The organism is Thalassovita mediterranea (assembly GCF_001458435.1).
Classification (GTDB): domain Bacteria; phylum Pseudomonadota; class Alphaproteobacteria; order Rhodobacterales; family Rhodobacteraceae; genus Thalassobius; species Thalassobius mediterraneus.
The window spans coordinates 36,301-61,152 of the sequence record NZ_CYSF01000005.1 but is presented as its reverse complement, the minus strand read 5'-3'; the positions used below and the strand labels follow the sequence as shown (position 1 = coordinate 61,152).

The 24,852-nt window shown below is 57.5% G+C and carries 20 protein-coding genes, 2 tRNA genes and 1 pseudogene; 10 read left to right on the top strand and 13 right to left on the bottom strand.

What is annotated here, in order from left to right; genetic code table 11:
- Window positions 1–15: 15 nt before the first annotated feature.
- Window positions 16–798 carry a helix-turn-helix domain-containing protein gene (locus TM5383_RS03270; protein WP_076400273.1) on the bottom strand — a complete coding sequence of 261 codons (783 nt, stop codon included), beginning with the start codon at window positions 796–798 and terminating at the stop codon, window positions 16–18.
- Between the two features lie 357 nt (window positions 799–1,155).
- On the opposite strand from TM5383_RS03270, the gene TM5383_RS16820 reads away from it, so the two are divergent.
- The 3 genes from TM5383_RS16820 (at window position 1,156) to TM5383_RS03255 (ending at window position 6,021) form a co-directional block, all read left to right on the top strand.
- The gene (locus TM5383_RS16820; RefSeq protein ID WP_058317627.1) at window positions 1,156–1,395 is read left to right on the top strand and encodes a hypothetical protein; all 240 of its coding nucleotides are present in this window, start codon (window positions 1,156–1,158) and stop codon (window positions 1,393–1,395) included.
- A 20-nt stretch (window positions 1,396–1,415) separates the two neighbouring features.
- Window positions 1,416–4,850: a Hint domain-containing protein gene (locus TM5383_RS03260; RefSeq protein WP_058317626.1), complete on the top strand. Its 3,435-nt coding sequence runs from the start codon at window positions 1,416–1,418 to the stop codon at window positions 4,848–4,850.
- A gap of 94 nt (window positions 4,851–4,944) precedes the next feature.
- Window positions 4,945–6,021 carry a phosphotransferase family protein gene (locus TM5383_RS03255; protein WP_058317625.1) on the top strand — a complete coding sequence of 359 codons (1,077 nt, stop codon included), beginning with the start codon at window positions 4,945–4,947 and terminating at the stop codon, window positions 6,019–6,021.
- Window positions 6,022–6,042: 21 nt separating this feature from the next.
- On the opposite strand, the gene TM5383_RS03250 is transcribed toward TM5383_RS03255, so the two are convergent.
- From TM5383_RS03250 to TM5383_RS03225, 6 genes are all read right to left on the bottom strand, one after another.
- Window positions 6,043–6,264, bottom strand: a complete 222-nt coding sequence (locus tag TM5383_RS03250) for a hypothetical protein (RefSeq protein WP_156415720.1) — start codon at window positions 6,262–6,264, stop codon at window positions 6,043–6,045.
- A gap of 25 nt (window positions 6,265–6,289) precedes the next feature.
- On the bottom strand, window positions 6,290–6,952 hold the full coding sequence (locus tag TM5383_RS03245) for an LbetaH domain-containing protein (protein WP_058317623.1): 663 nt from the start codon (window positions 6,950–6,952) through the stop codon (window positions 6,290–6,292).
- Window positions 6,937–8,025 carry a glycosyltransferase family protein gene (locus TM5383_RS03240; protein ID WP_058317622.1) on the bottom strand — a complete coding sequence of 363 codons (1,089 nt, stop codon included), beginning with the start codon at window positions 8,023–8,025 and terminating at the stop codon, window positions 6,937–6,939. Before TM5383_RS03240 ends, TM5383_RS03245 begins: the two co-directional genes overlap by 16 nt.
- A 5-nt stretch (window positions 8,026–8,030) precedes the next feature.
- Complete coding sequence (locus tag TM5383_RS03235; RefSeq protein WP_058317621.1) at window positions 8,031–8,879, bottom strand: beta-keto acid cleavage family enzyme; 849 nt, start codon at window positions 8,877–8,879, stop codon at window positions 8,031–8,033.
- A 3-nt stretch (window positions 8,880–8,882) separates the two neighbouring features.
- Window positions 8,883–9,941: a DegT/DnrJ/EryC1/StrS family aminotransferase gene (locus TM5383_RS03230; protein ID WP_159438580.1), complete on the bottom strand. Its 1,059-nt coding sequence runs from the start codon at window positions 9,939–9,941 to the stop codon at window positions 8,883–8,885.
- A gap of 414 nt (window positions 9,942–10,355) precedes the next feature.
- Window positions 10,356–10,441 (bottom strand) — tRNA-Leu (locus TM5383_RS03225).
- 288 nt (window positions 10,442–10,729) lie between these two features.
- Here TM5383_RS03225 and TM5383_RS03220 point away from each other — a divergent pair.
- Both TM5383_RS03220 and TM5383_RS03215 read left to right on the top strand, forming a co-directional pair.
- Complete coding sequence (locus tag TM5383_RS03220) at window positions 10,730–11,308, top strand: YqaA family protein (RefSeq protein WP_058317619.1); 579 nt, start codon at window positions 10,730–10,732, stop codon at window positions 11,306–11,308.
- Window positions 11,305–11,772: a disulfide bond formation protein B gene (locus TM5383_RS03215; RefSeq protein WP_058317618.1), complete on the top strand. Its 468-nt coding sequence runs from the start codon at window positions 11,305–11,307 to the stop codon at window positions 11,770–11,772. The genes TM5383_RS03220 and TM5383_RS03215 overlap by 4 nt, the downstream gene beginning before the upstream one ends.
- Window positions 11,773–11,802: 30 nt before the next feature.
- Here TM5383_RS03215 and TM5383_RS03210 read toward each other — a convergent pair whose 3' ends face one another.
- The 6 genes and pseudogenes from TM5383_RS03210 to pdxH all read right to left on the bottom strand — a co-directional run bounded on the left by TM5383_RS03210 (window position 11,803) and on the right by pdxH (window position 19,667).
- Entirely contained in the window at window positions 11,803–13,248 is a 1,446-nt protein-coding gene (locus TM5383_RS03210) for a methyl-accepting chemotaxis protein (protein WP_058317617.1), read from the bottom strand.
- A gap of 230 nt (window positions 13,249–13,478) precedes the next feature.
- On the bottom strand, window positions 13,479–17,090 hold the full coding sequence (locus tag TM5383_RS03205) for a vitamin B12-dependent ribonucleotide reductase (RefSeq protein ID WP_058317616.1): 3,612 nt from the start codon (window positions 17,088–17,090) through the stop codon (window positions 13,479–13,481).
- Window positions 17,091–17,730: 640 nt separating this feature from the next.
- A tRNA-Pro gene (locus tag TM5383_RS03200) sits at window positions 17,731–17,807 on the bottom strand.
- A 116-nt stretch (window positions 17,808–17,923) separates the two neighbouring features.
- The gene (locus TM5383_RS03195) at window positions 17,924–18,421 is read right to left on the bottom strand and encodes a DUF192 domain-containing protein (RefSeq protein WP_058317615.1); all 498 of its coding nucleotides are present in this window, start codon (window positions 18,419–18,421) and stop codon (window positions 17,924–17,926) included.
- Window positions 18,414–18,944 (bottom strand): annotated as a pseudogene (locus TM5383_RS03190) (cold-shock protein). The gene TM5383_RS03195 and the pseudogene TM5383_RS03190 overlap by 8 nt, the downstream one beginning before the upstream one ends.
- Before the next feature lie 117 nt (window positions 18,945–19,061).
- Window positions 19,062–19,667: a pyridoxamine 5'-phosphate oxidase gene (gene pdxH / locus TM5383_RS03185; protein WP_058317614.1), complete on the bottom strand. Its 606-nt coding sequence runs from the start codon at window positions 19,665–19,667 to the stop codon at window positions 19,062–19,064.
- A 206-nt stretch (window positions 19,668–19,873) separates the two neighbouring features.
- Here pdxH and TM5383_RS03180 point away from each other — a divergent pair, with 206 nt between their 5' ends.
- The 5 genes from TM5383_RS03180 to TM5383_RS03160 all read left to right on the top strand — a co-directional run bounded on the left by TM5383_RS03180 (window position 19,874) and on the right by TM5383_RS03160 (window position 24,832).
- Window positions 19,874–20,488, top strand: a complete 615-nt coding sequence (locus tag TM5383_RS03180) for a LysE family translocator (RefSeq protein WP_058317613.1) — start codon at window positions 19,874–19,876, stop codon at window positions 20,486–20,488.
- A gap of 70 nt (window positions 20,489–20,558) precedes the next feature.
- The gene (locus TM5383_RS03175) at window positions 20,559–20,867 is read left to right on the top strand and encodes a hypothetical protein (protein ID WP_058317612.1); all 309 of its coding nucleotides are present in this window, start codon (window positions 20,559–20,561) and stop codon (window positions 20,865–20,867) included.
- A 138-nt stretch (window positions 20,868–21,005) separates the two neighbouring features.
- Complete coding sequence (gene gpt / locus TM5383_RS03170; protein ID WP_058317611.1) at window positions 21,006–21,509, top strand: xanthine phosphoribosyltransferase; 504 nt, start codon at window positions 21,006–21,008, stop codon at window positions 21,507–21,509.
- 210 nt (window positions 21,510–21,719) lie between these two features.
- Window positions 21,720–22,919 (top strand): aminotransferase, encoded by a 1,200-nt coding sequence (locus TM5383_RS03165; protein WP_058317610.1) that lies wholly within the window; start codon window positions 21,720–21,722, stop codon window positions 22,917–22,919.
- A 71-nt stretch (window positions 22,920–22,990) separates the two neighbouring features.
- A complete protein-coding gene (locus TM5383_RS03160; protein ID WP_058317609.1) occupies window positions 22,991–24,832 on the top strand; it encodes a peptidylprolyl isomerase in 1,842 nt (613 codons plus the stop codon).
- Window positions 24,833–24,852 lie beyond the last annotated feature (20 nt).

Below are 24,852 nucleotides of genomic sequence, written 5' to 3'. Positions count from 1 at the left end.
CTGGCGATATTCAGGTTAACGATTGCGCGCTAGATAGCGCCGCACATGATCAGGCAGCTGGTCGCTGTCACTGGCATAGACGCCACATTTGCGCATTGCCTGTCGCAGACCGACCTTATCGTCAACAGGATCCCACACAATCGGAGAGGTGAAAATTCGTTCATCTGCCCGCCAAGACACCGACATAATCATCCCGCGCAGGGACCGTGGATCGGCGTAATCTGGTTGGTGTTTGGTATCGAAAATTGTTTCGCACAAGATCCCTGCCCCGATGCTGGATTTTTCGACAACAAATAGATGTCCGCGCGCAGCACTCATGACGCCATGATATCGTGTCTTCTGTGCGGCTCGTTTCGGTCGGCTTTGGCTGCGCAAAATTCCACGGGTCACAGCGAACCCCTGCTCGATGCTCACCTGAATGACGCTACACACCACACCGTACCCCCAAGACGGAGAGATATAGTAACTGTGGTACAGCCCGGCCCGATCCCCCAGCTTTGCGTCCTGATTTCGAAAGGCACTCAATACAACCTCTCGTGGATCGTCACGCAATTGGCGACGCTGGCGCTCAAAGCGGGCGCGAAACAATTCCTCAGGTAAGAAAAAGTCTGCCTCGGCCATCTGAAAGAAGTTCGCAATTTTCAGAAGATTGTTTGCAGAGGGCAGCGAATCACCCTTCAGATAGCGCGCAAACTGCGGTCGGTTGATTCCGATTTCACGGCAAACCTGAGAAACGGACCGTTGTGAAGCACACGAAATCGTTAGGTTTTTTGAAAAACACTGTTTCTGTTCTGTCATCTTACTGCAATTTGTTGCGCTTTGTGCCGCAACCGCGACAAGGCGCAACACCTCGTGCCAACTCTTTGGATTTACAGTGGTGCAAGACTTATGCCATCCGTCACCTCCGATGCGGAGAGGCGACTTTCTGGCAGGGTCAAAACTGCGGACTTAACGCGATGTTCACTACCGTTTGGCGCGAATGTGACATGACCTTACCTCAAACTTGCCACATTCCGCGCTATAAAAAAGTTGGATCGCGTGCCGTTACCCCGGTGGAGACGGACCGATTCAGGTTACGAAAATTCAGAAATACGGGTCGCTGCTGACCCGCAGAACGTAGGAGTGTAGCGATGTCCGGTGGTAGCGGGAGCGGAAGTGGTCGAGGTCGTGGGCGTCGTCGTGGTAGCGGATCTGGCAGTGGTTCGGGCAGCGGCAGCGGTGGCGGCGGACACAAAGCAACAGGTTCTGGTTCGGGCAGCGGATCGGGTGGCGGCCATCATGGCGGTGGGTCCGGTTCCGGTAGCGGTGGTTCCGGTAGCGGTTCTGGCAGCGGTTCCGGTGGTGGCGGTCCAGTTTCGGGTGGCCCAGGCGGCGGTGGCGGCGGCGGCCCGCTGAAAGTTGGCCCCGACGGCGTTGTGCGCGGCGGTGAAACCACCGACAATATCTTCCCCGGATATACCGACGAAGACGGCGATCGCGGCGACAGTGCAGATGCACGCCTCCCCGGTGAGAGCGGCAACGACGACATCATCTACTCAAACGGTGGCGATGACAGCGTCAACGCGGGCTACGGCAACGACTATGTCGATGGCGGAACCGGCAATGACTCGATCTATTCCGGCGACGGCAACGACTTTGTTGCGGGGAACACTGGTAACGACACCATCAACGGTGAAGCGGGCAACGACACCCTGTTTGGCGGCGGCAATGACGACTACATCAGAGGCGGCGTTGGCAACGACAAAATCTACGGTGACGGCGACGGCAGCTCGCCTGCCTCTGGCAATCTGATCAGCAATGGTTCGTTCAACAACAACGGAGCGGGCTGGACCGGCCTTGACTTGAACGGCGACGGCGTTGCGCCCGACTACTATGGGAACCAAGCCAACTTTAACGGTGGCGGGCGTGCACCTGGCGATGGGATTGAACAGACCATCAGCACAAACGTGGGCGCTGAGCATACCGTTTCGATGGATCTGTATGAAAACCACGGCGGTGCAGCGCACCACGAGGTCCGCATTGATGTCGTCGACGCGAATGGCAACGTTATTTCGTCTGAGACCGTTGCGATCCAAAACGAAAGCACGCAGAGCGTCAGCTTCACCTTTACGGCGACCACTCCGAACACCACGCTGCGGATCATCAACACAACATCGACCGGCGAGCATCACAGCAGTGACGCCCGCGTTGATAACGTATCCGTTGTGGAAACCGGCCCGATCGTCGAAGGTGACGACACACTGGCCGGTGGTGACGGTCACGATGAAATCCACGGCGGTGGTGGCGACGACAACCTGTCCGGCGGCAACCAAAACGACACGCTTTATGGCGGCACTGGCGATGACACGCTGGATGGTGGCGCACAACACGACCAGCTGCGCGGTGGCGAAGGCAACGACAGCCTGTTTGGTGGCGACGGTGGCGACAATATCCAAGGCGGTATCGGCAACGACACTGTGGATGGCGGACGTTCGACCGATCATATGGATGGTGGCGATGGCATCGACACAGTCAGCTATGACCGCGCGTTCGGCTCTTCGAATGAAAACGTCAACCTCGACCTGCAGGCTGGCACTGGTCGGTTGAGCGATGGCACCGTCGAAACCGCAACCAACTTTGAAAACGCAATCGGGTCGCAGGGCGATGACACCATCGCAGGCACATCCGGCGCCAACGTGTTGGCCGGTGGCGATGGCAACGACACCCTTTATGGCCGTGAAGGCAACGACACGCTGCAAGGTGGTGAAGGTAACGACAGCATCGACGGTGGCTGGGGTCAGGACACGGTCGCTGCCGGTGATGGCAACGACACGGTTGATGGTGGATTTGGCACCGACCACATGGATGGCGGCGACGGTATCGACACCGTAGACTACACCACGGCCTTTGGAACCGCGGGCGAATACGTCGAATTGGATCTGGAAGCTGGCACAGGCATCCTGAACGGCGATGTTAACCAGACCGAAACCGTAACCAACTTCGAAAACGCGATTGGTGCGCGCGGCGCTGATGATATCTCGGGCAGCTCTGACGCCAACCGTCTGGAAGGACGCGGTGGCAACGATACGCTGGATGGCCGCGATGGTAATGACACCCTCTTGGCTGGTGATGGCGACGATCTGGTGATCGGTGGCCGTGGCGAGGATTACCAAGACGGTGGCGCTGGCACCGATACGGTTTCGTTCCAAGGCGCAACTGGCGATGGCGTCGACAGTGTGCGCTACGTCATGGATCGTGGTGAGGCCACCCTGCGCGGTGCAGGCGGCAACACTGTAGGCCGTGAAACCGTTATCAATTTTGAAAACGCGATCGGCTCTCAGGGCAGTGACTGGATCACCGGCGACGGTGGCGCCAACCGCCTAGAAGGCCGCGCTGGCAATGACATCCTGCAGGGCGGCGGTGGCAATGACACCATCGACGGCGGCATCGGCAACGATGTCATCAACGGCGGCGATGGCGAAGACAGCATCGATGGCGGTGACGGCAACGATCGCGTCTGGGGTGGCACCGGTCATGACACCGTGAACGGCGGAGCTGGCAACGACACCATTCTGGCGCAGGACGGCAATGACGTTGTGGATGGTGGTTCCGGCAATGATCACATCGACGGCGGCACCGGCCATGACACCATCACAGGCGGCACCGGAAACGACACGCTGCTGGGCGGTGACGGCGACGACACCATCGAGGGCGGCACCGGGAACGATCATCTGGATGGTGGCACAGGTCACGACACGCTGGTGGCTGGTGAGGGCAATGACGTCCTGATCGGTGGTCACGGCGACGACAGCCTGAATGGCGGGGCTGGCAACGATCGCCTTGATGGCGGAACCGGAAACGACACCTTCTACGGTGGCACTGGCAGCGACACCATCGCAGGCGGCACGGGTCAGGATACCTATCTGGCTGACACCAAGGTAGATGAATACATCCATGCCATCATCGACAACGAAGGTGACGGCACGGTTGAGGAATTCCGCGGCGGCACCATCGATCAGGTCGATGATGTAGAACACTACGTCGCGGATGAAACCAGCTATGATGATCGCATCACCCTGTCGACAACGGTTACGGACCGTTCGACCATTCAGGGTATCGACAACGACGTGACCGGGATCTTCACGCCTGCGAACGGTGGCACCGCGATCAGCTTCGGCGGCGATGGCGAACCGCGTCTGTCTGACATTCTGGCGGATCCGTTCAACGCAGGCCGCGTGACCATCACTGGCGGCGACGAAGCGGGTAAAATCGGCAATATCTCGTTCGAAAACTTCGAGATTATCGACTTTGACATCGTCTGCTTTACCCACGACACACAAATCCTGACTGCTGACGGTTATCGCCCTGTGCAGGAACTGGTCGCTGGTGACATGGTGATGACGGCCGATCAAGGGCTGCAGCCGGTGAAATGGGTGGGCAACCGCACCGTTCCAGCACACGGCAAGTTTGCGCCGGTGCGCATTGAGGCTGGCGTGTTGGGCAACGACGCCCCGCTGACCGTATCGCAGCAACACCGCATGCTGCTCAGCAGTGCGCAGGCTGAACTGTTGTTTGGTGAGGAAGAAGTTCTGGTTCCGGCCAAAGCGTTGATCAACGATCAGACCGTGCGTTTGATGCCGGGGGATGAGGTGACCTATTATCACGTCATGTTTGACCAGCATCAGGTGATCTACGCCAACGGTGCTGCCTCCGAGAGCTTCTATCCCGGTGAAGCCGCCATGAGCGGCGTGGAAGCTGCAGCACAGGAAGAGATCTTTGCCCTCTTCCCAGAGCTGCGCTCCGAAGTAACGCCTTACGGCGAAATGGCCCGCCCGGGCCTAAGCGTAAAAGAAGGTCAGTTGCTACAATAAGCAACATCCTTTAGGGTTAACGCCGGCAGCACCAAAGTCTGCCGGCGTTTTTTTAACCAGTATCAATTGCTTCACGTTTGAAGCCATAAATCCCATGACCAACACAGCCCTACATACCCCAACGCCCCCTGCCCCAATCCGCGACGCCACCCCCCAAGTGGCCGAGGTTGCAGGTGTATCTGTCGACCACGTGATTAATGTGGTTGAGGCCACATTGGGGGAAACCGTGATCAAAGTGGCCTGCCCAGGTGGGCGCGACCGGGCCGTTTTTCGCATCTATACCGGAACCCAGACCGTAATCGCATCCTGTCGCGACTACGAAAACGGCGCCAAGCGCGAAGCACGCATTCTGCAACATCTGGCGCCGCTTACGGACCATTTTCCGCAGATCATCGCAGACCGTGACGGCATTCTGGTACAGACCGATATGGGTGACGTCACCGTGGCGCAGGACATGCGCAACACTGATACGGCGGGACGCATTGAACTGATGGACCGCGCGATTTCTTCGGTGTTTGGCTATCAAATGGACATTGGGCACCCCTTCCCGCAGGCAGAGGTTCCGGTTTTGTTCGAGCACCGCAAAGATCTGGGTTATTTCGTGGATGGCCCGTGGCGCACCGCAGGTGTGTTCGGGGTTCGCCTGCCGAACTACGACCGTGATGCAGTGGCACGGCATTTTCTGCCCACCAATGCCTGTTTCCTGAAGTGGGACAACCGATTTGCCAACGCGGCCCTGTCGCCGAACGGCACAATGGGCTGGTTCGACTTCGAAGACAGTTGTCTTGGCGCGGGCTATGAAGATCTGGCATGGCTGGCGGCGGATGAATACCCTGCCCTCGCGTTTGATCAGATCTACCCGCTGTTTGAGCGTCAGGTCCGGGAACATCACGGGATCGCCGCCGATTTGATCCTGCGGCGGTTCCACATCATGACCACGCTGCTGATCGCTCTGCGCACCCGTCGGATTGGGCGCCACCTCAGCAAAAAAGGTAAATGGTTCACGCTGGACGAAATTTACCGCTCGGATCGTGTTGGCGCACATCCGACAATGATGCAGGCGCTGTTGAAACGCGGTCAGGCCTTTGCGGAACTGGAACGTGAAACCAAACCGCTGGTCGTTATGTTTCAGGACATCGAAGCGCGCCTTGCAGGTGCCCGCGTCAGCTAAGGGGCCGTCATCATGGCGCTCTTAGGGGTCGCCTAGGGCCTCCAAAGCTTCGGCCGCCTGCAGATATGTCGGCGCGCCGCAGTCTTCATACATTTGACGATACCACCGCGCCCAAGGCAAACGGCGTTCTTCGCCAAAGACCTCATGCCAGACGGGTCCAGATAATTTGATCTGCCCGTCGGCCAGTCGCTCTGCCCGCATCATCGCCATTACTCCTCGCTCATCGGCGGTAGGGATAAACAAGGCAATGATGCGAAGCAAGTGGGACCTAGCGCGGGCCGTAATCCTCGCGCTTGATGGAGGCAGGATTGCCTGCGGCCAGCACTCTGGGCGGGATATCCTTGTTTACGATTGTGCCCGCAGCGGTGACTGCGCCATCGCCAATAGTGACGCCGTCAATGACAACTGTACCGGATCCCAAAACGACCTGACTGCCTATGTTGCAATTCCCCGAAATGACTGCGCCGGGGTGGATGGTGGTATAAGCGCCGATCTTGGTGTGATGGCCCAGCGAAACCCGCCGCCCCAGTCGGCTATGCGGTCCAAGGGTCGAATACCCAGCCACAACGCAGGCGGCATCAATGATCACCCCGTCAGACAAGGCGGTTCTTTTGGAGACAACGCTGCTGGGATGCACCAATGTCGCAAAAGAAAACCCCATTGCCTCGCACTCTTCGATCCATTTGTTCCGCAGCGTCGTGCCCAATGCACAGACCATTTTGTGTGTCGGCAGATACGATGCGACGTCTTCGTGCCAGATGACAGGCAGATCACCGACAGTGGTGTCGCAATTCGCACGGTCCTGGTTTTCGACCAGCGCGTCGAAGGAATACTGGTCTGACAGGCACTCGAACATGTCCAGCAGCACTTCGCTATAGGCGCGTGCACCAAGCATCAGGAGTGGCGTGGGCGATTTCAGATCTGACGGCATGGTTTCCCCTTGTCCTTTGCTTGCTCCGCCAAAGCAATCATTGCAGCGACGCTTTGGCGGAAACTCATTTTTGCATCGATTGTCTGTCGGCAGTTCGACACGCACAGTTGGCGTTCTGCTTCATCTGTTAGCAGCCCCAGAATTTGCGCCTCAAGATCGCGGGCATCCGCAGTTTTGAAATCTTGTCCGGGGCGCATAGGCGATGGGTTTGACAATGTTTCACTGACAACCGCTGCCCCATGGGTGCTGGCCATATAGAACCGCATCCACGCTGTATCCCAAGGGTATTTGGTCAGATGCAGCACAATACGGGTCCGATCCAACACCGCATCGCGTTCTTTGCCCCGAAGGCCATGGGTCACGATCTTTACGTTGTAACCTGCACGACGCAGTTTGGTCGACAAGCGCATCAAACGGGTTGTGCGCCGCCAATTGCTTAGCCTGCCCAGAAACAAAACGTCGATATCACGTTTTTCCTCGAACGCAGGCTCACGCTCTGGTTTCCAATCGATACTAAGGGGCGCAAATGTTGTCGGCGCCCCCCAATTGGCGACCGTGTCCTTTTTTTCATAGGTGCTACAAGCCACACCATCGATCCAGCCCTGATTTAAACCGGACTTTAGCGCCAACGTGTAAGCGTATGAAAATTGTAATTCTTTCGCAGTCAGGCTGCGCCCCCATGGTCCCGTGCCGAACAGACTAATGGACGCGAACATAAGCCGAGTCAGCCGCCGCATCAGCTTTTGATGCCGCTTGGCGGCCTGTGCTGTTGCGATGGCGCGGCTGGCCCAAGTATTGGCCCAAGCCGCAAAATCGTTTGGGATCACCGGCTCATAGGCCCAGGCAATGGTGGGGGGGCGACTGGCAGCATTCTGCATCAAAAGACGCACGGTCTTTGTCAGTTTGCTGATATCAGCGGCAAGGATGATCGCGTCCGCATCCAGCAGGTCAGGATCGCCATCGGTGTACTCGATGGCATCAAACCCTTGTTGGTCGAATTCGCCCACCAACCTGTCCATGATGAACTGGGTGTTGCTGGACGAAAAAACCAACGCGACCTTCTTGCGCGGCATGGGCCTTATCCTCGTTGCTTCAAGCCAAGATGGTCTCGCACCTCGCGGGCGGTCGCAATCGATCGTTGAGCCGAGGTCGCCATTGCCGCCAGGCGCTGCGTCAAAGTGGCATTGTCCGCAAGGGTCCGATTGCGATCCAGCACCAGGTTGTCTTCTAGTCCGGTACGCGCACCACCTGCCACCGCGACAGCATAGCGGTGGGCCGCAACCTGATGGCGGGCAATGCCCCCGAAACTAACGATGGCGTTTTCAGGCAGCTCTGACATCAATGCGGCGACAGTTGCGATCCGTGGCATGGCGCCAGATTGGTTGCCAAGGATGATGTTGATGTAAAACGGACCTTCGATCAGCCCTTCGTGGATAAGCTGGTGTGCAAAACTCAACATCCCAAGGTCAAACACTTCGAGTTCAGGCTTCACACCACAAGCGAGCATGGTCTCAGCCAGTTTGCGAATACCGTCTGGGCTGGTCACACTGGGACCTGTTGCAAAGTTCAGGGATGATAGAGTCAAGCTGCCCATATCTGGACGTTCATCCATTGGCAGCTTCAAAACAGCGCAACGCTCTTCGATGGTTTGACCATGACGCCCACTGGTAGAGGCCACAACGATCAGGTCCTTCAGGCTGTTCTCGGCACGCAGTCCGGCAATCAGGCGGGCGTAACGATCCGGATCATTGGTCGGGGCCCCTTCATCGGTACGCACATGAAAATGCCCAATCGCGGTGCCATGGCCCACACACCGTTTTGCATCCGCGACGATTTCGTCAACCGTATAGGGAACGTTGGGGTTTTTGGACTTATCACTCACGGCGCCAGTAAACGCCGTGTTGAGGATGAAAGCGTTGGTTTGCATGACTTATCCAGCTAGAATTTTTGAGATGTCTTCGCGAATTTGCGCATCAGTTAGACGTGCCATCGTCGGATGCGCTGGAATATTCACGATGTGCGCAAACAGATCGCTGGCAACGGGTGTGTCAGCGATTGGCACATAGTATTTACCTGGCCGGAACGTCGTCGCCCTTGCCAGATTTTCGATCGGCACCACGGCAGGCGCCCTAAACGCAAGAGATGTCACAGGCATCTGATCATCACCAACAGGGTCCTGCCCAATCGGCATCAAATCAAACTCTTGCGCGATGGAATGGATGCGGGCCTTTTGCTCCAGACTTGCTGGCAACCACTGCGGCAGCTGATCGAGGCGATCTAGATGGAAGGCACAAGAAATATCCGAAAGCTTGGCATTGTTCAGCCAATTATCGGCCTGCTCTGGCGTGTCGGCGTATCCAATGATGCGTTGAAATTCAGCAGCGCATTCCGCAGGGATCAGGGCCATACCGCCTTCGCCCATCCCGAACGGTTTGGTATGGTGCAGGCTGAAACACTGCCAAGGCCAATCCGGCACCTGCGAACAAAGCCCAGAAGCATTGTCGAGCAAAAGTGGTTTGCCCTGCGATCTGGCAAATTCAATCACCGCAGAAAAATCGCTGGCCATCCCAACCGGATTAACCGCAATGATACCGTCGTAGCTATCAGCTGGCAGTTGCGCCAAGCGGTCGAGGTCCAAAAGGCCACTGCGAGCGCAATCAACAATGGGACCATCCGCGAAGTAACCGCGCCCCAAGTTCTTGAAGCTAAAACTTGGTTGTGCCCAGCGAAGTTTCCGCCCTTTTTTCGCGGCCCAAACACGCGCCATCGCCTCGAGCCCCAAACCTGCATTCGCGCAGGGGAAAATCTGGCTGGTTGACGGTAGGTTCAAAAACTCTGCGTACCGAGCGGCCAGGCTTTGAAACAAGGGGCCACTGTTGGCCCAATGCCGCGCCTCGGCGGATTGATCCAAGTAGGATTGAATTCTGGCGTAGTTCGGCAACTTGTCTTCGACAAACGCCACGCTTGAGATCTGAGTGGTCTGGCTCACGCGAGCCTCGGCAGTAGGGTTCATGGAGTGTATTGAAACCGTTGGTCTAAATTAAAAATCCCGATCCGAACAAGTTTATGACGCGAAAACATGCGCAATGAAATTAAATCGCTCAGAATCGAGGGGGTTTGGGTTACGTGAACGCGTCTATAATGATGCGCCGTGAGTGTTGGCTTGGACGTCCTTCATACGCCATAAGGTACTGATTTTAAATTTGAGCCCAAAAGCTCGGCACTATTCGACTAACCCCACTATGGCGCGCAAGGATTGATGTCAACGACGACGTGGCCAACACACATGGCAAAGCTGTTCGGCAGCTGGCAAAGGTGATGGTTGAACTATAGGTGCTGCAGGTATCGCAATTCCCAAAAAACAAAGGCTCGCGGATGAAACACCGCAAGCCTTTGATTTTAATGGTACCCAAGGCCGGACTCGAACCGGCACGCCCGCAAAGGCGGGGGATTTTGAATCCCCTGCGTCTACCATTCCGCCACTTGGGCAACGCTGGGATGATTTACCCCCACCGCAGCGCTTCGTCCAGAGCGAAAGCGCTTGTCCGGGATAGTTTTTTTAATCCCGAGGTCGCCGTAACGGTTTTGCCCCCTCGATCGCCAGCGCACCAGCACATCGGCCAGCACCCTGCCCCAGCATCCTGCCCAAGTGCCGAGCAGTGCGCCCCGAAATCGCCCGCACCAGTTTATCCACGTGCAAGAGGCCGCCCACAATGGCTTTAGGCGGTTGACCCTTGGGTGGAAAGCTGGCGTAAAGGGCGAAACAGCGAGGCGGGCATGATCAAAAAGCTATACGACTGGACGATGTCCTTTGCGGACCACCCACGGGCGCTGTGGGTTTTGTTTTTCATCGCTTTTATCGAAGCCTCGGTCTTCCCGATCCCGCCGGATGTTTTGATGATCCCTATGGTATTGGCCCGCCCTAGCAAAGCATGGCTGATCGCGCTGGTCGCATTGGTCGGATCTGTTCTTGGCGGTTTGCTGGGATATGGCATCGGCGCGTTTTTCTACGAAGAGCTGGGCCGCCCGGTGCTGGAGGCGATGGGCAAAGCCGACTCGATGGCAGAGTTTAATGCACGCTTTAACGGCGTGGGGTTCTGGGCCGTACTGGGCGCCGGCATCACGCCCTTCCCGTTCAAGGTGATCACCATCATGTCCGGCTGGACCGCGATGCCCTTCGCCACTTTTGTCATTACTGCAATCATCGCACGCGCATTGCGGTTCTTTATCGTCGCGGCCCTGCTGTGGAAATACGGCGCGCCGATCCGAGAATTTATCGAACGCCGCCTGGGGTTGATGTTCACCCTGTTTCTGGTGATCCTCATCGGCGGTTTCTATCTGGTGAAGTTCCTATGACCCAATTGCCCGACCAACGCACCCTTATCGCTCTGGCGACACTTGGCTCTATCACCCTTCTGGGTGGCGCCTTTATGTTTCAATTTTTGGGCTACCCACCCTGCGAAATGTGCCTTTGGCAACGCTGGCCGCATGCGGCGGCAATCCTGATCGGCTGTATTGCACTGATGCTGGGCGGATTGCGCGTGTTTGCGGTTTTGGGCGCAATGGCGGCCGCAACAACCGGTGGGATAGCGGTTTATCACACCGGCGTCGAACGCAAGTGGTGGGAAGGCCCCGACAGCTGCACCGGCGGCGGTGCTGGTTTGGACATGGGCAGCCTGCTGTCCACTGAGGGCGCGAATATCGTGATGTGCGATCAGGTCAGCTGGGAACTGTTTGGGCTGTCAATGGCCAGCTGGAACGCGCTGGCATCATTCGCGCTGGCCGCCCTATGGATTGTGGCGGCGCTGCGGCGTGCTTAATGCACGCGTCCAGCGCCCAGCGATCCTGACCTAGGCCTTATAGCCCAGACGCAGACCGCCCCAGTGCGTGCCGTTGATATAGATCGGCGCCGACAGATCCTTCATCATTGCAAAGTTCCCATCGCCCATGTCACGGCGATAGGCCTGCATCAGAAAGGGCTTTGTCGACCTTCCAGCGGCCAAGCCGACGCGGTCATCAAAGATACGGCGATTGCGACAGAAGCTGCTGTTAAAGGCCACCTCGCCCTCTATCTGTGGCAGCGAGAATTTCTTGTTGTGCGTCGGCAGATACCCATCTTTGTTCAGCGCCACGCAGAACACCACATCCCCTGACAGATCCAGCATACGTTCCTGAATGGCCGGCAGAACGCTGTCCATATAGGGGGTGAAAACGGCCATGACCTGCGCCGGATTGGTGTTGGGGATCGGGGTGTAGTTGGTATCCATCAGATCCGCCATTGAAATACGGCCCGAATTCACCGCCTCGGAAAACAGGTCTGACACCTCCTGGGCTGCGGCCTGTACCGCCTGAATGTATGGCGTATCAATCGTTTCGACGCCCATCTGAGACACCATGCCGGTGATGGTTTCAGCATCTTCGGTGATATCTTCGAGGGCAGACTGAGCATCACGCAAACTGTCGGCACTGGTGGTCACGTCGTCCGTCAGAGATTGGATGGTTTGCGCAACTTCGTCGGTCACACTTGTGATCTCTTCGCTGGCTTTCAGAATATCGCGCTGCGAGGTGGACATCCGCGACAGGGTCTGTGGGATGTCCTCAATCTCTTCGCCGATGCCACGTGTTTGGCGGCGGATGCAATTTGCGCTATCCACGGCCTGTTCGGCGTCCTCGATCAGGCCACGCATATCTTTGCTAAGCTCTGCGATGGTGTTGTGGATTTCACCAGTCGCCTCACTTGTTAGGTTGGACAGGTCTTTGACCTCTTGTGCCACAACCATGAAGCCACGCCCATGCCGTCCGGCACGCGCCGCCTCGATAGATGCGTTGAGTGACAGCAGGTTCGTTTTGCGCGAGATATTGTCAACTTCTGTCGACACCGTGGCGACGCGATCCAAACTGATCTCCAGCCCTGACAGACGATCGAAAATACCCTGCACCCGTTCGATGAGATCTTTCACATCCTCAACCATCGCGCCCAACCGCTGAGAGGTGGCGCAGACTGTTTCTTCGGCTTTCTCTGACATGTCGACAGCGGAATTGGCGCTGTCCAAAACCGATTTCCCCTGCACAGTCAACTGTGAGGTTTTAACGCTAAGAGATTGAAAAACCTCTGCTTCTGAAATAACTCGCACACTGGTATCAGAGATTTCACCGCTAGCCGATGCCAGAGACACCGACAATGAACCAATGCGCTGTGCGATTTCGTGGATCGCTTGATCCCGCGCGGTTTCCGTTGCTTCGGCGGCAGGCGCCACTAGGTCGGCCTGTGCTTCGTCAATCGCCTCAATTTTCATCGCACCCTCACAAACTTGTCACTCTGTCCAATAAAACAACGGAATTTTACGGTATTCTTTTAATCCCTTGGAAAACCGGTCTCTGGATACCCCACCAATGCACAAAGAAAAGGCCCCCACAAAGGGGGGCCAGTTTTGCGAAATGGGCACGTAGTTTACTGCCCGATAATGATTTGCCTGTATGCCCATTCCGCATCTGGGACAGGCGCACCCGTCCCGGAACCTAAGTCTTAACTGCAGCCCGATGTTGCGCCGCAGGTGTTGCACTTCATGCAGGTGCCATTGCGCACCAATGTGTAGTTGCCGCAATCACCGCAGGCTTCGCCCTCATAGCCCTGCATCTTGGCCTTGGAACGTGCATCCACCGCCGGCGACGACGACGCAGCCGTCTGGCTCGGCGCAGGGGCTACGGCCACATCTGAATGCGTTGCTGGCATCTGCATGCCCATCAGATCCTGCGGCATCCGTTTACGCAGATAGCCGGTGGAACTGATTTGTTTTAGCATTTCCAAGGATTTAGTTGCCGCAGTTTCACTCAGCTCTTCAACGTTGCTGACGCCTTCCTCAGCGCCGCGCCCGATATCGTCGAATGTAGCGCCCTGCGGTTTCACATGGGCCAGATCGGTGCGATCCAAATAGCTGACCGCCAGTTCGCGGAAGATGTAATCAAGGATCGAGGTGGCATTTTTGATTGAATCGTTGCCCTGCACAATCCCCGACGGCTCAAACTTGGTGAAGGTGAAAGCGTCGACAAACTCCTCCAGCGGGACACCGTATTGTAGGCCAACCGACACCGCGATGGCGAAGTTGTTCATCATCGCGCGGAACCCTGCGCCTTCCTTGTGCATGTCGATGAAAATCTCACCCAGCGAACCGTCACCATACTCCCCCGTACGGAGGTAGACCTTATGCCCGCCGACCACGGCTTTTTGTGTGTAGCCTTTGCGCCGCTCGGGCATCTTTTCGCGGTGGCTGCGCACCAGCTCTTTGATGACGACCTTTTCGACGACCTTTTCTGCCAGAACCTGCGCTTTTTCCTGCGGGGTGCCAGTTTCCAGAACCTCTGCCGCGTCTTCATCATCCTCGATCAAGGCCGCCGCCAAGGGCTGGCTAAGTTTTGATCCATCGCGGTAGAGCGCGTTTGCCTTGATGCCCAAAGACCAGCTCAGCTCATAGGCGGCTTTGCAGTCTTCAATCGTGGCGTCGTTGGGCATGTTGATCGTCTTGGAAATCGCGCCCGAGATGAAGCTTTGCGCCGCAGCCATCATGGTGATGTGGCTATCAACACTCAGATAACGCTTGCCCTTTTTGCCGCAGGGATTGGCGCAGTCAAAGATGTGGTAATGCTCTTCTTTCAGATGCGGCGCACCTTCCAGCGTCATGGTGCCACAGACGTGATCATTTGCCGCCTCAATGTCCGCACGACTGAACCCAAGGTGGCGCAACAGGTCAAAGGACGGGTCCACCAGACGATCCGCCGGAATGCCCAGCGTATCGCGACAGAACGCCTCGCCCAGCGTCCACTGGTTGAACACAAACCGGATGTCAAAAGCACTGGCCAATGCGGCCTCAACCTTTTCCACCTCGGCAGAGGTGAACCCATGACCGTACAGCGCCGTATGGTTGATGCCCGGCGCATTGCCCATGCTGCCATGGCCCACCGCGTAGGCGATGATCTGTTCAATCTCTGCCGCCGAATAGCCTAGGTTTTCCAGCGCCTTAGGAACAGACCGGTTGATGATTTTGAAATACCCACCACCGGCCAGTTTCTTGAATTTCACCAGCGCAAAGTCCGGTTCGATCCCCGTGGTGTCACAATCCATTACCAGACCAATGGTGCCCGTGGGCGCAATCACCGACACCTGCGCGTTGCGGTAGCCAAACTCCTCACCCAGCTCCAGCGCGCGATCCCAAGCCTGCATCGCCAATTCACCCAAACGCTGATCCGGCACATTCGCCAGATCCAGCGGCACGGGTTTCACCGCCAGTGCCTCGTAGCCTTCGGTAGCGCCATACGCCGCGGTACGGTGATTGCGAATGACCCGCAGCATATGCTGTTTGTTGCGCTCATACCCCGCAAAGGCGCCTAGTTCGCCCGCCATCTCGGCTGAGGTTGCGTAGGACACGCCGGTCATGATCGCAGTCAGCGCCGCGCCCATTGCGCGTCCCTGATCGCTGTCATAGCCCAGCCCCATGTTCATCAGCAGGCCGCCGATGTTGGCGTACCCCAAACCCAACGTGCGGAAATCATAAGACCGCTGGGCAATCTCCTTCGACGGGAACTGCGCCATGGTGACAGAGATTTCCAGCGTCACCGTCCACAGGCGGGTCGCGTGCATGTAATCCTCGACCTGAAATACGCCGTCTTTGTAGAAGGTCAGCAGGTTCATCGATGCCAGGTTACACGCGGTATCATCCAGGAACATGTATTCAGAACAAGGATTTGAGCCACGGATTTCACCGTCTTCCAAACAGGTGTGCCAGGCGTTGACCGTGTCGTGAAACTGAATACCAGGATCGGCGCAGGCCCATGCGGCGTGGCCGATATCTTCCCACAGCTCACGCGCCTTCACCGTTTTGGCGACCTGACCGTCGGTGCGGTTCAGCAGCGCCCAGTCCTCATCCGCCTTCACCGCCTGCAGAAACGCATCCGTCACACGGACAGAGTTGTTGGAATTCTGGCCCGACACAGACGCATAGGCTTCGCTGTCCCAGTCGGTGTCGTATGTCGGAAACTCAATACTGTCATAGCCTTGGCGCGCGTAATCCAGCACACGCTTCACATAGGTTTCGGGGATCGCCACCTTCTTGGCGTCGCGCACCGCCGCCTTCAGCCCCACGTTCACCTTGGGGTCAGTCGCATCCTCAATCGCGCCGTCCCAATCACGGATCGCAGCGAAAATCGCATTCAGCTTGGCCTCGTGCATTTTGGAACCTGCAACGATGGAGGCAACCTTTTGCTCTTCCTTCACCTTCCAGTTCACGAACTGCTCAATATCGGGGTGATCAACGTCACAGATCACCATCTTGGCCGCGCGACGTGTGGTCCCACCTGATTTGATCGCACCCGCCGCACGGTCACCGATTTTCAGGAACCCCATCAAGCCCGAGGATTTACCGCCGCCCGCCAGACGTTCCCCCTCAGCCCGCAGGGAAGAAAAGTTGGTGCCCGTACCCGACCCGTATTTGAACAGCCGCGCCTCGCGCACCCAAAGGTCCATGATGCCGCCTTCGTTCACCAGATCATCCGACACCGACTGAATGAAACACGCATGCGGCTGCGGATGTTCATAGGCGGATTTCGATTTGGTCAGCTTGCCTGTTTTATAATCGACATAGTGATGCCCCTGCCCCGGACCATCAATGCCATAGGCCCAATGCAGGCCCGTGTTAAACCATTGCGGCGAATTGGGCGCCGCGCGTTGCGTCGCCAGCATGTAGCGCATTTCATCGTAATAGCTGCGCGCGTCTTCTTCGGTGCTGAAATAGCCACCTTTCCAGCCCCAATAGGTCCATGCGCCTGCCAGGCGGTCAAACACCTGCTTGGCGGAGGTTTCGCCACCCAATTCGGTGCCTTTGTCCGCCGGCACTGACCGCCACAGAAATTCAGGAACACCTGCCTCTTTCACCTTTTTCAGCTCGACTGGAACGCCTGCCTTGCGGAAATATTTTTGCGCGATCACATCGGATGCCACCTGCGACCAGCTATCGGGCACCTCCACATCCGCCAAATGGAACACCACGGTGCCATCGGGGTTTCGGATTTCCGAAGTTGTCTTGGTGAACGCCAACGCCGCATAGGCGTCCTGTCCGGCTGTGGTGAATTTCCGCTCAATCTGCATCGCAACGCTGCCCCGTCTAAGCCATATGTCCAAGCCGTAAAATTCCGGCCAACACCCCGCACGCACCTACAGTGCGCCCCACACGGGATATTTCGTGCCAACGGCGCGGCGCACACAGGTTATCCGGGCACGGCCCGCATCAGCGTTCCGCGTCTATGCGCTAGGGCAATGCCCCAATGGTAAAGAATATGTCCCTGCCGCCCAAGGCTACAACATCTGGTGTTGCGCGCCGCTGGCCCACACAAGGTGGCGTATCTAGACCTAGGCGGTCAACGACTATTTTACTTTTTTTTCCTTGACGAAGGGCACCCACGCCCATGTCCACAAGGGCTTCCACGATTCTGCGTAACGTGACTTTTCTGCCCATGTTTGCATCCCCCTTGTCCTATTGGACGAGGTGAGAAAGTCCCGACAAACACCGATGGAAAAGCGCATTTTTTGACATTCTGCACCCGCAAATGGCACGGCATTTGCAGGCCACTCTCTCTTGCCGGATTTTTCAGCAGTTGCGCAGATCGGCGCAGCAAAAAACGCGTGACATCCGCGTGTTTTGATTCTGCACCAACCATTTATTGATAACCACAACAACGCCGCCTCCGCCCAAAAGGCAGTCAAAGCATTGTAGGGTTATGTGTGGAAGTGGTCGGGGCGGCGAGATTCGAACTCACGACCCCCTGTACCCAAAACAGGTGCGCTACCAGACTGCGCTACGCCCCGGACCGTGGCAGCGGTCTACCTGCTACTGATAGGATTGAAAAGAGCGAAAATCACATCAATTGCATTCTTAGGGCAGAAAATTTTGCCAAGCCGACAAAGCAGCGCGAATTCTGCGATCATTCACAGGACCATGCGGCATCTTTGATGGCCGGATGGCGCAATTCGCTACCCACATCCAGACGCAAACGCGCCGCCATGCCGGCATTTACCTCCAGCACGTACTGAATGTTATTGCCCCCGTGGATCAATGTTTCATCCAAGGGCACCGCATCATAATGAATGCGCTGAACAACACCCTGCCCGTCAGTGAAAATCAGATCCAGCGCCAAATATGTGTTCCGCATCCAAAACGCGACGGTCTGTTCGCGGCCATAGGCAAACAGCATCCCGGCCCTAGGCGCCATCTCGCGGCGAAACATCAAACCGCGCTGACGCTCTTCGGGCTCATCGGCCAATTCAACTTGAAAGGACGCCTGCCCCCAGTCGCCACGCAAATCAACACGGTCCAGCCGGCATTCGGCAATCGCGATCTGAGGCACAACAGCCAATAAAAAAGCGGCAAGGCCAATGTGACCGCGCCGCCCCTTTTGATCAGTTGATCGCTGATCAGTCATTCTTTAGCGCCGCTTCCCAGGCGCAAACCTCGGTGGCCATACGCCCCCGTTTACCATCGATCACACGCAAACCGACCGCTTCGCCCGGTTGCAGATCCGCAAGGCCCGATCAACGCAGCACTTCGACATGCACAAATACGTCTTCGCCACGACCAAAGATATTGGCAAAGCCAAACCCCTTGCCCTTGTCGAACCATTTAACACGCGCTGGTTCGAGCGTCGCTGCTTCGATCACAGCTGGATCGATATCTTCGAAATCCGCCAATGTCGCGCTTTCAGCAGCGACGGGCGGTTCGATTGTGAACACCTCTGTCGCCTGAATGCCGCGATCCGTACTTTGTACGTTCAGTTCGATTTTTGCACCGTCCGCTACCGAGCTTTGCCCAAAATTGCGCAAAACGTTGGCATGCAGCAGGATATCAGGTCCCCCTTCATCGGCCACTACAAATCCGAACCCTTTGACGGGGTCGAACCATTTTACCAGGCCAGATACCCTACGGGCGCCTTCTGTTTCCGTTGTCACTGCTTTGTTACCCACATGATCGTCATCCCCACCACATTTCATGTGACACGTTACCGCGTCATGCAAGGCAAAAAATGAATTTTTTTCCTTTGCATCAACACGATCTGAGCGACTGCCTCAAGGGTTCAGTCGCTGCACGTCCCAGTTTTCATTGGCATTTTCACGCCGCCAGACGAAGCGGTCATGCAGTCGAAATGCCCCGTCTGCCCAGAATTCAATCTCAACCGGCGTGATTCTGAAACCTCCCCAAAAGGGGGGGCGCGCGGGATTTGGCCCATGTTGGGCTGTCACTTTGGCTACCTCGGCCATCAGTGCGGTGCGCGATGATAGCGGCTGCGACTGGCGCGATGCCCATGCCCCCAGACGTGATTTCAGCGAACGCGAGTGATAATATTCATCCGCCTGCGGTCCGTCTTCGCGGGTGACAATGCCACGCACGCGGATCTGGCGGCGCAGTGATTTCCAATGCATCACAAAGGCCGCTTTGCCCGCCTGATCCAGCTCCCCTGCCTTGGCGCTTTCGTAGTTGGTGTAAAACACAAACGCCCCATCCTCGATGTCCTTCAGCAGAACCATGCGCGCATTCGGCAGCCCGTTGCTATCAACCGTGGACAAAGCGATGGCGTTAGGATCGTTCACCTCGGTCTTCTCAGCTTCTGCTAGCCAATCGCGGGCGATCTGGAACGGATCATCACCCGCAAAAATTCCGCTGCGATCTGTCATTGTGGTTCCTTTCAGGGCGCGTAGCCCATGTCTTTGTTGTCCCTGCCCTCGGCCCTATCCCTCTTTGATCAGAGAGAGGGTTGCGAGGCTTCGCAGCATCCCCTAAACGCCGCGGTTAACGCACATTTGGCGGTCATTCGAACAAAGTCAAACACTTGACCGTTGCGAACCTATTTCAACCGCCGCGAATTTTAGGAAAATACGGAATGATGGACCTTGCGATGGATCAGATCTGGCTGTTGATGGCGACACAGCTGGTAGCGCTCCTCAGTCCTGGACCTGCTGTGATGTCGTTGATGCAACAAAGCTTTGCCCACGGTCGCGGCATGGGGCTGCGCTTTGGTCTTGGGCTGGGATTGGCCGCGACGATTTGGGCCAGCTTTGCCTTTGCGGGGCTGTCGTTGGTTTTCGCCGCATTGCCTTGGCTGTTTTCAGCGATGAAAATCATCGGCGCCGCTTACTTGATTTGGATGGCGCTACAAATCTGGCGCAGTGCAGATCGCCCCGTGGTCGAGGTATCGCAGCACAAGGTGATGACCGGCTTTACCGGCGGGCTCCTCACCAACTTCGCCAACCCCAAGGCGGCGCTGTATTATTCTGCGGTATTCGTCACCATTTTTCCCGACCCGCTGACGCTCAGCAGCCAAGCGGCCATTCTGGGCGTTGTTTTCGGTATGGAAATGACCGTTTACACCGGATTTGTCCTGATTTTCACCACACCACAGGCGCGCGCCCTGTATATCAGGGCAAAATCCATCGTGGACCGCCTGTGTGGCGCAACAGTTGGCGTTTTGGGGCTGTCGCTTCTGATCAACAGATAGCCGTGACGGATTGCGGATTTTACACTCCTAAGTTAAGTCTCAGGCAATACCCGAAACCCAGAAGACGAACATGCCGCAAAGACCAATCGCAGCGGTGATCGCCTGCTGCCTATCGCTGCCCGTTTGGGCCAGCGACAACCACAGCCGCGCGATCACCTTGCCCTTTCTCCCTTATCAATCCGCGCAATCTTACAGCTGTGGCAAGGCATGCGGTCGTGTGCGTAGCTGCCGCGATGCGGTCTATCAGTGGTGTGTCTGCGGCTACGCCCGTGCCGATGGTGACAATGACGGCGTGCCATGTGAACGGCATTGCGGCCAAAGCAGCGCCGCAAACCGCGCCCGCGTGAAGGCGATCAAACAAGAGTTCGGCTGCCGCTAACCCTGAGCAGCGGTGTTTTTTGACGGTTTTTACACCGTAGAACCCGCTTTTCCTTGCGTTGCCCTTTGGGGCGCGCTATCGCCCGTGGCTAATCGAAAACAACGGCGCAAACGCCCATAATTCCGTATGAGGGAAGCCATGACCGACCGTCTGCCACACGAAAAAGGGTTTCATATCAGCTGGGACCAGATCCACCGCGACAGCCGTGCGCTGGCATGGCGTCTGGACGGTCAGGGACCTGATGATGGCGCATGGCGCGGTATCGTGGCAATCACCCGTGGTGGCATGGCACCGGCGATGATCATCGCCCGCGAGCTGGATATTCGCACCGTCGATACCATCAGCGTGAAATCCTACCACCATCAAGAGCGCGGCGAAGCCGAGGTGCTGAAAGCCCCCAATGCCGACCTGATGGGCGACGGCGAAGGCATCTTGATCATCGACGATCTGGTGGACAGCGGCAAAACTCTGGAACTGGTGCGCAATCTGTACCCCAAAGCGCATTTCGCCACCGTTTACGCCAAACCCAAAGGCCGCCCGCAGGTCGAAACCTTCATCACCGAAGTTAGCCAAGACACCTGGATCTTCTTCCCATGGGACATGGCACTGCAATACGTCGAACCCTACCGCGGCACCGATTGATCAACACAGATCAAGACGAACGTAAAGGGCGCTCATAGTGGCGCCTTTTTCTTTGCCTACCCTTCCGCTGGACGTTCGCCACAAGCATGCCCAGCCACCGATTGATGCGCGCGAAAGGCGTCTTACCGTAGCATCTGCAACGAGCGTTTTCACACTTGCCCCGACCTGCGAACTGCCTATCCTCGCCACCGCACAAGGAAGGATCGACAGATGAACAACGCGCGCACCATGACCACATTTGCCCCGCCCGTGATGGAGGCCCGGCGCTGGTTGCAAGGTGTTGATTTTCCGCCGGAACGCCCGTTAATCAATGTGTCACAGGCCGCGCCGGTTGATCCGCCGCCCGAAGGACTGCGTCGCGCCATTGCCGACACCGCCCTCAATCTGCCAGAGGCGCATCTTTATGGCCCCGACCTCGGCCTGCCCGAATTACGTGCAGAATTGGCCCAATCCGTCAGCGCCACCTACAACGGACAGGTCAGCGCGGATCAGGTCGCCATCACGTCTGGCTGCAATCAGGCGTTTTGTGCGGCGATCATCTCGCTGTGTAACGAAGGGGATGAGGTGATCCTGCCAACCCCTTGGTATTTCAATCACAAAATGTGGCTGGATATGCAGGGCGTACGCACTGTGCCGCTGCCCTGTGGCACCGGGATGCTGCCCGATGTGGCAGAGGCTGCGGCCAAGATCACCGAGCGCACCCGCGCCATCGTTTTGGTCAGCCCCAACAACCCCTGCGGTGTGGAATACCCCGCCGATCTGATCGCCGCCTTCCGCGATCTGGCGCGCGATCACGGCCTTGCCCTAATCATTGATGAGACCTACCGCGATTTCCACGCCCAGACCGACGCGCCGCATGAGTTGTTTGAGGACGCCAATTGGCAGGACACGGTGATCCAGCTGTATTCGTTCTCCAAATCCTACCGCCTGACAGGCCACCGTGTTGGCGCCGTGGTTGCCAGCTCCGAACGACTGGCCGAAATGGAGAAGTTTATCGATACCGTCACAATCTGCCCGAACCAACTGGCGCAGCACGCCGCGCTTTGGGGGATGCAGAACCTTGGCGATTGGCTGGCGGGCGAACGTCTGGAAATCCTCGACCGCCGCGCCGCGATTGAAGAAGGCTTTGATGTACTTGCCGCACAGGGGTGGAAGCTCCTCGGTTGCGGGGCGTATTTCGCCTATGTGGAGCATCCCTTTGTGACGCCATCCGATGAACTGGCCAAACTGATGGTGCGTGACATCGGCGTCTTGGCCCTGCCCGGCACCATGTTTATGCCAGCGGATGACCCCGCAGGCGCGCGTCAGCTGCGGATTGCCTTTGCCAATGTAGATCGCACCGGCATTACAACGCTGTTTCAGCGCCTTGCATCGCTGGCAGACCTTGCGGCGCTGCGGGCTTCGTCCTAAACATTCGCCAACACCAGATTGCACGCCCCGCGCCCTGCGCCGGACGATTGCGTATTTATTGAGGACTGAACATGGCCAGCGGCAAGACTTCCAAAACCTTCATGTGGGGCATCATGGGCCTGTTGATCGTGGGGCTTGGCGGCTTTGGCGCCACCAACCTGTCGGGCAACATCACCCGTGTCGGTTCGGTCGGGGACGAAGACATCGACGTCAACGAATACGCCCGCAATCTGCAACAGGACATCCGCGCCATTGAGGCACAGACCGGTTCGGCCATGCCGTTCAATCAGGTGCTTGCCGCAGGCATCGACCGTGCTGTTCTGGCCCGACTGGTTGGTCAGGCTGCACTGGACAACGAAGCGGCAACGCTGGGTCTGTCGATCAGCGACGCCACCTTGAGCGAACAGATCCTTTCTATCGGATCGTTCCAAGGTGCAGATGGGTTTGATCGCGAAAGCTACCGCTTTGCCCTGCAACAGGCTGGCCTGTCCGAGATCGAGTTTGAAGGCGAAATGCGCGCCGACACGGTGCGCGCCCTCCTGCAAGGCGCCATCGTCGCAGGCGCGCCGATGCCCAGCACTTACGCCGATACGCTGATCGGCTATGCGGGGGAGCGTCGCAATTTCACTTGGGCACTGCTCAACACCACCCACCTCAGCGCGCCGATTGCCGCGCCGAGCGAGGAACAGCTGGCGGCCTTCCACAGCGAAAACGCAGATCAATTCACCAGCCCTGCCAAAAAACGCCTAACCTATATCTGGCTGTCCCCCGACGATCTAGTCGCCGGGATCGAGGTGGATGAGGCACGCATCGCTGCCCTTTATGAAGAGCGTATTGACCAATACATGGTCCCCGAACGCCGTCTGGTGGAACGCTTGATCTATTCCGACGCTGCCAGCGCTGATGCCGCACGTGTCGCCTTTGATGCCGGTGAGAAGTCGTTTGAGGATCTGGTCTCTGATCGTGGTCTGGATCTGGCCGATGTGGACATGGGTGATGTCACCGCCGTCAGCCTTGGCGCTGCGGGGGAAGCGGTCTTTGCAACGCAGGGCACTGGCATCGTCGGTCCTGTGGAAACCTCTCTTGGTCCGGCGCTGTTCCGCATCAACGGCATTCTCTTGGGCACTGAGACCACGCTGGAACAGGCCCGTGACGAACTGCACGCCGAACTGGCAACCGATGCAGCACGCCGCCAGATCGAACGTGTGTCTGAGGACATCGACAACCTCTTGGCCGGTGGCGCAACGCTAGAAGAGCTGGACGGTGAAGGCGGCGCAAAACTGGCGACGATCGACTGGCACCTTGGCAGCGAAGAGCCCATCGCAGGCTACGGCGATTTCCGCAATGCCGCCGCGTCGGTCAGCGCCAGTGATTACCCCGAAATCATCCGCCTGGACGACGGTGGCATTGCCGCCCTGCGCTTTGACGAAGATGTGGCCGCCGCGCTGCAACCGCTGGACACCGTCCGCGCCGAAGTCATCGCCGCATGGCAAGCCGATGAAACCGCCAAAGCCCTCGCTGCCAAGGCCGAAGAGCTGCTGGCGCAAGTGAAATCCGGCACTGGCATGGACGAACTGGGCCTGACCGCACGGGCCGAGGTGGACATCATGCGCTCTGACTTCATCACCGATGCCCCTGCGGCGCTGATCGGCGATGTCTTTGCCATGACCGCAGGCGATGCCGCTGTGGTGGCGGGCGCGGATGGGACCGTGGCGATTGTCAGCCTTGAGGCCGTGAATAGCCCCGATCAGGACAATGTAGAGGTCGCAGGCTTCCGCAACATTCTGGCCCAACAGGGCGATGCAGGTCTGTCTGATGACCTCTACGCTGCTTATGCCCGCGCCATTCAGGATGCGGCAGGCATCTATCTGGACCAGACCGCGATCAACGCGGTTCATGCAAACTTCCGCTAAGGCGGGATCGCAAAGGAAAA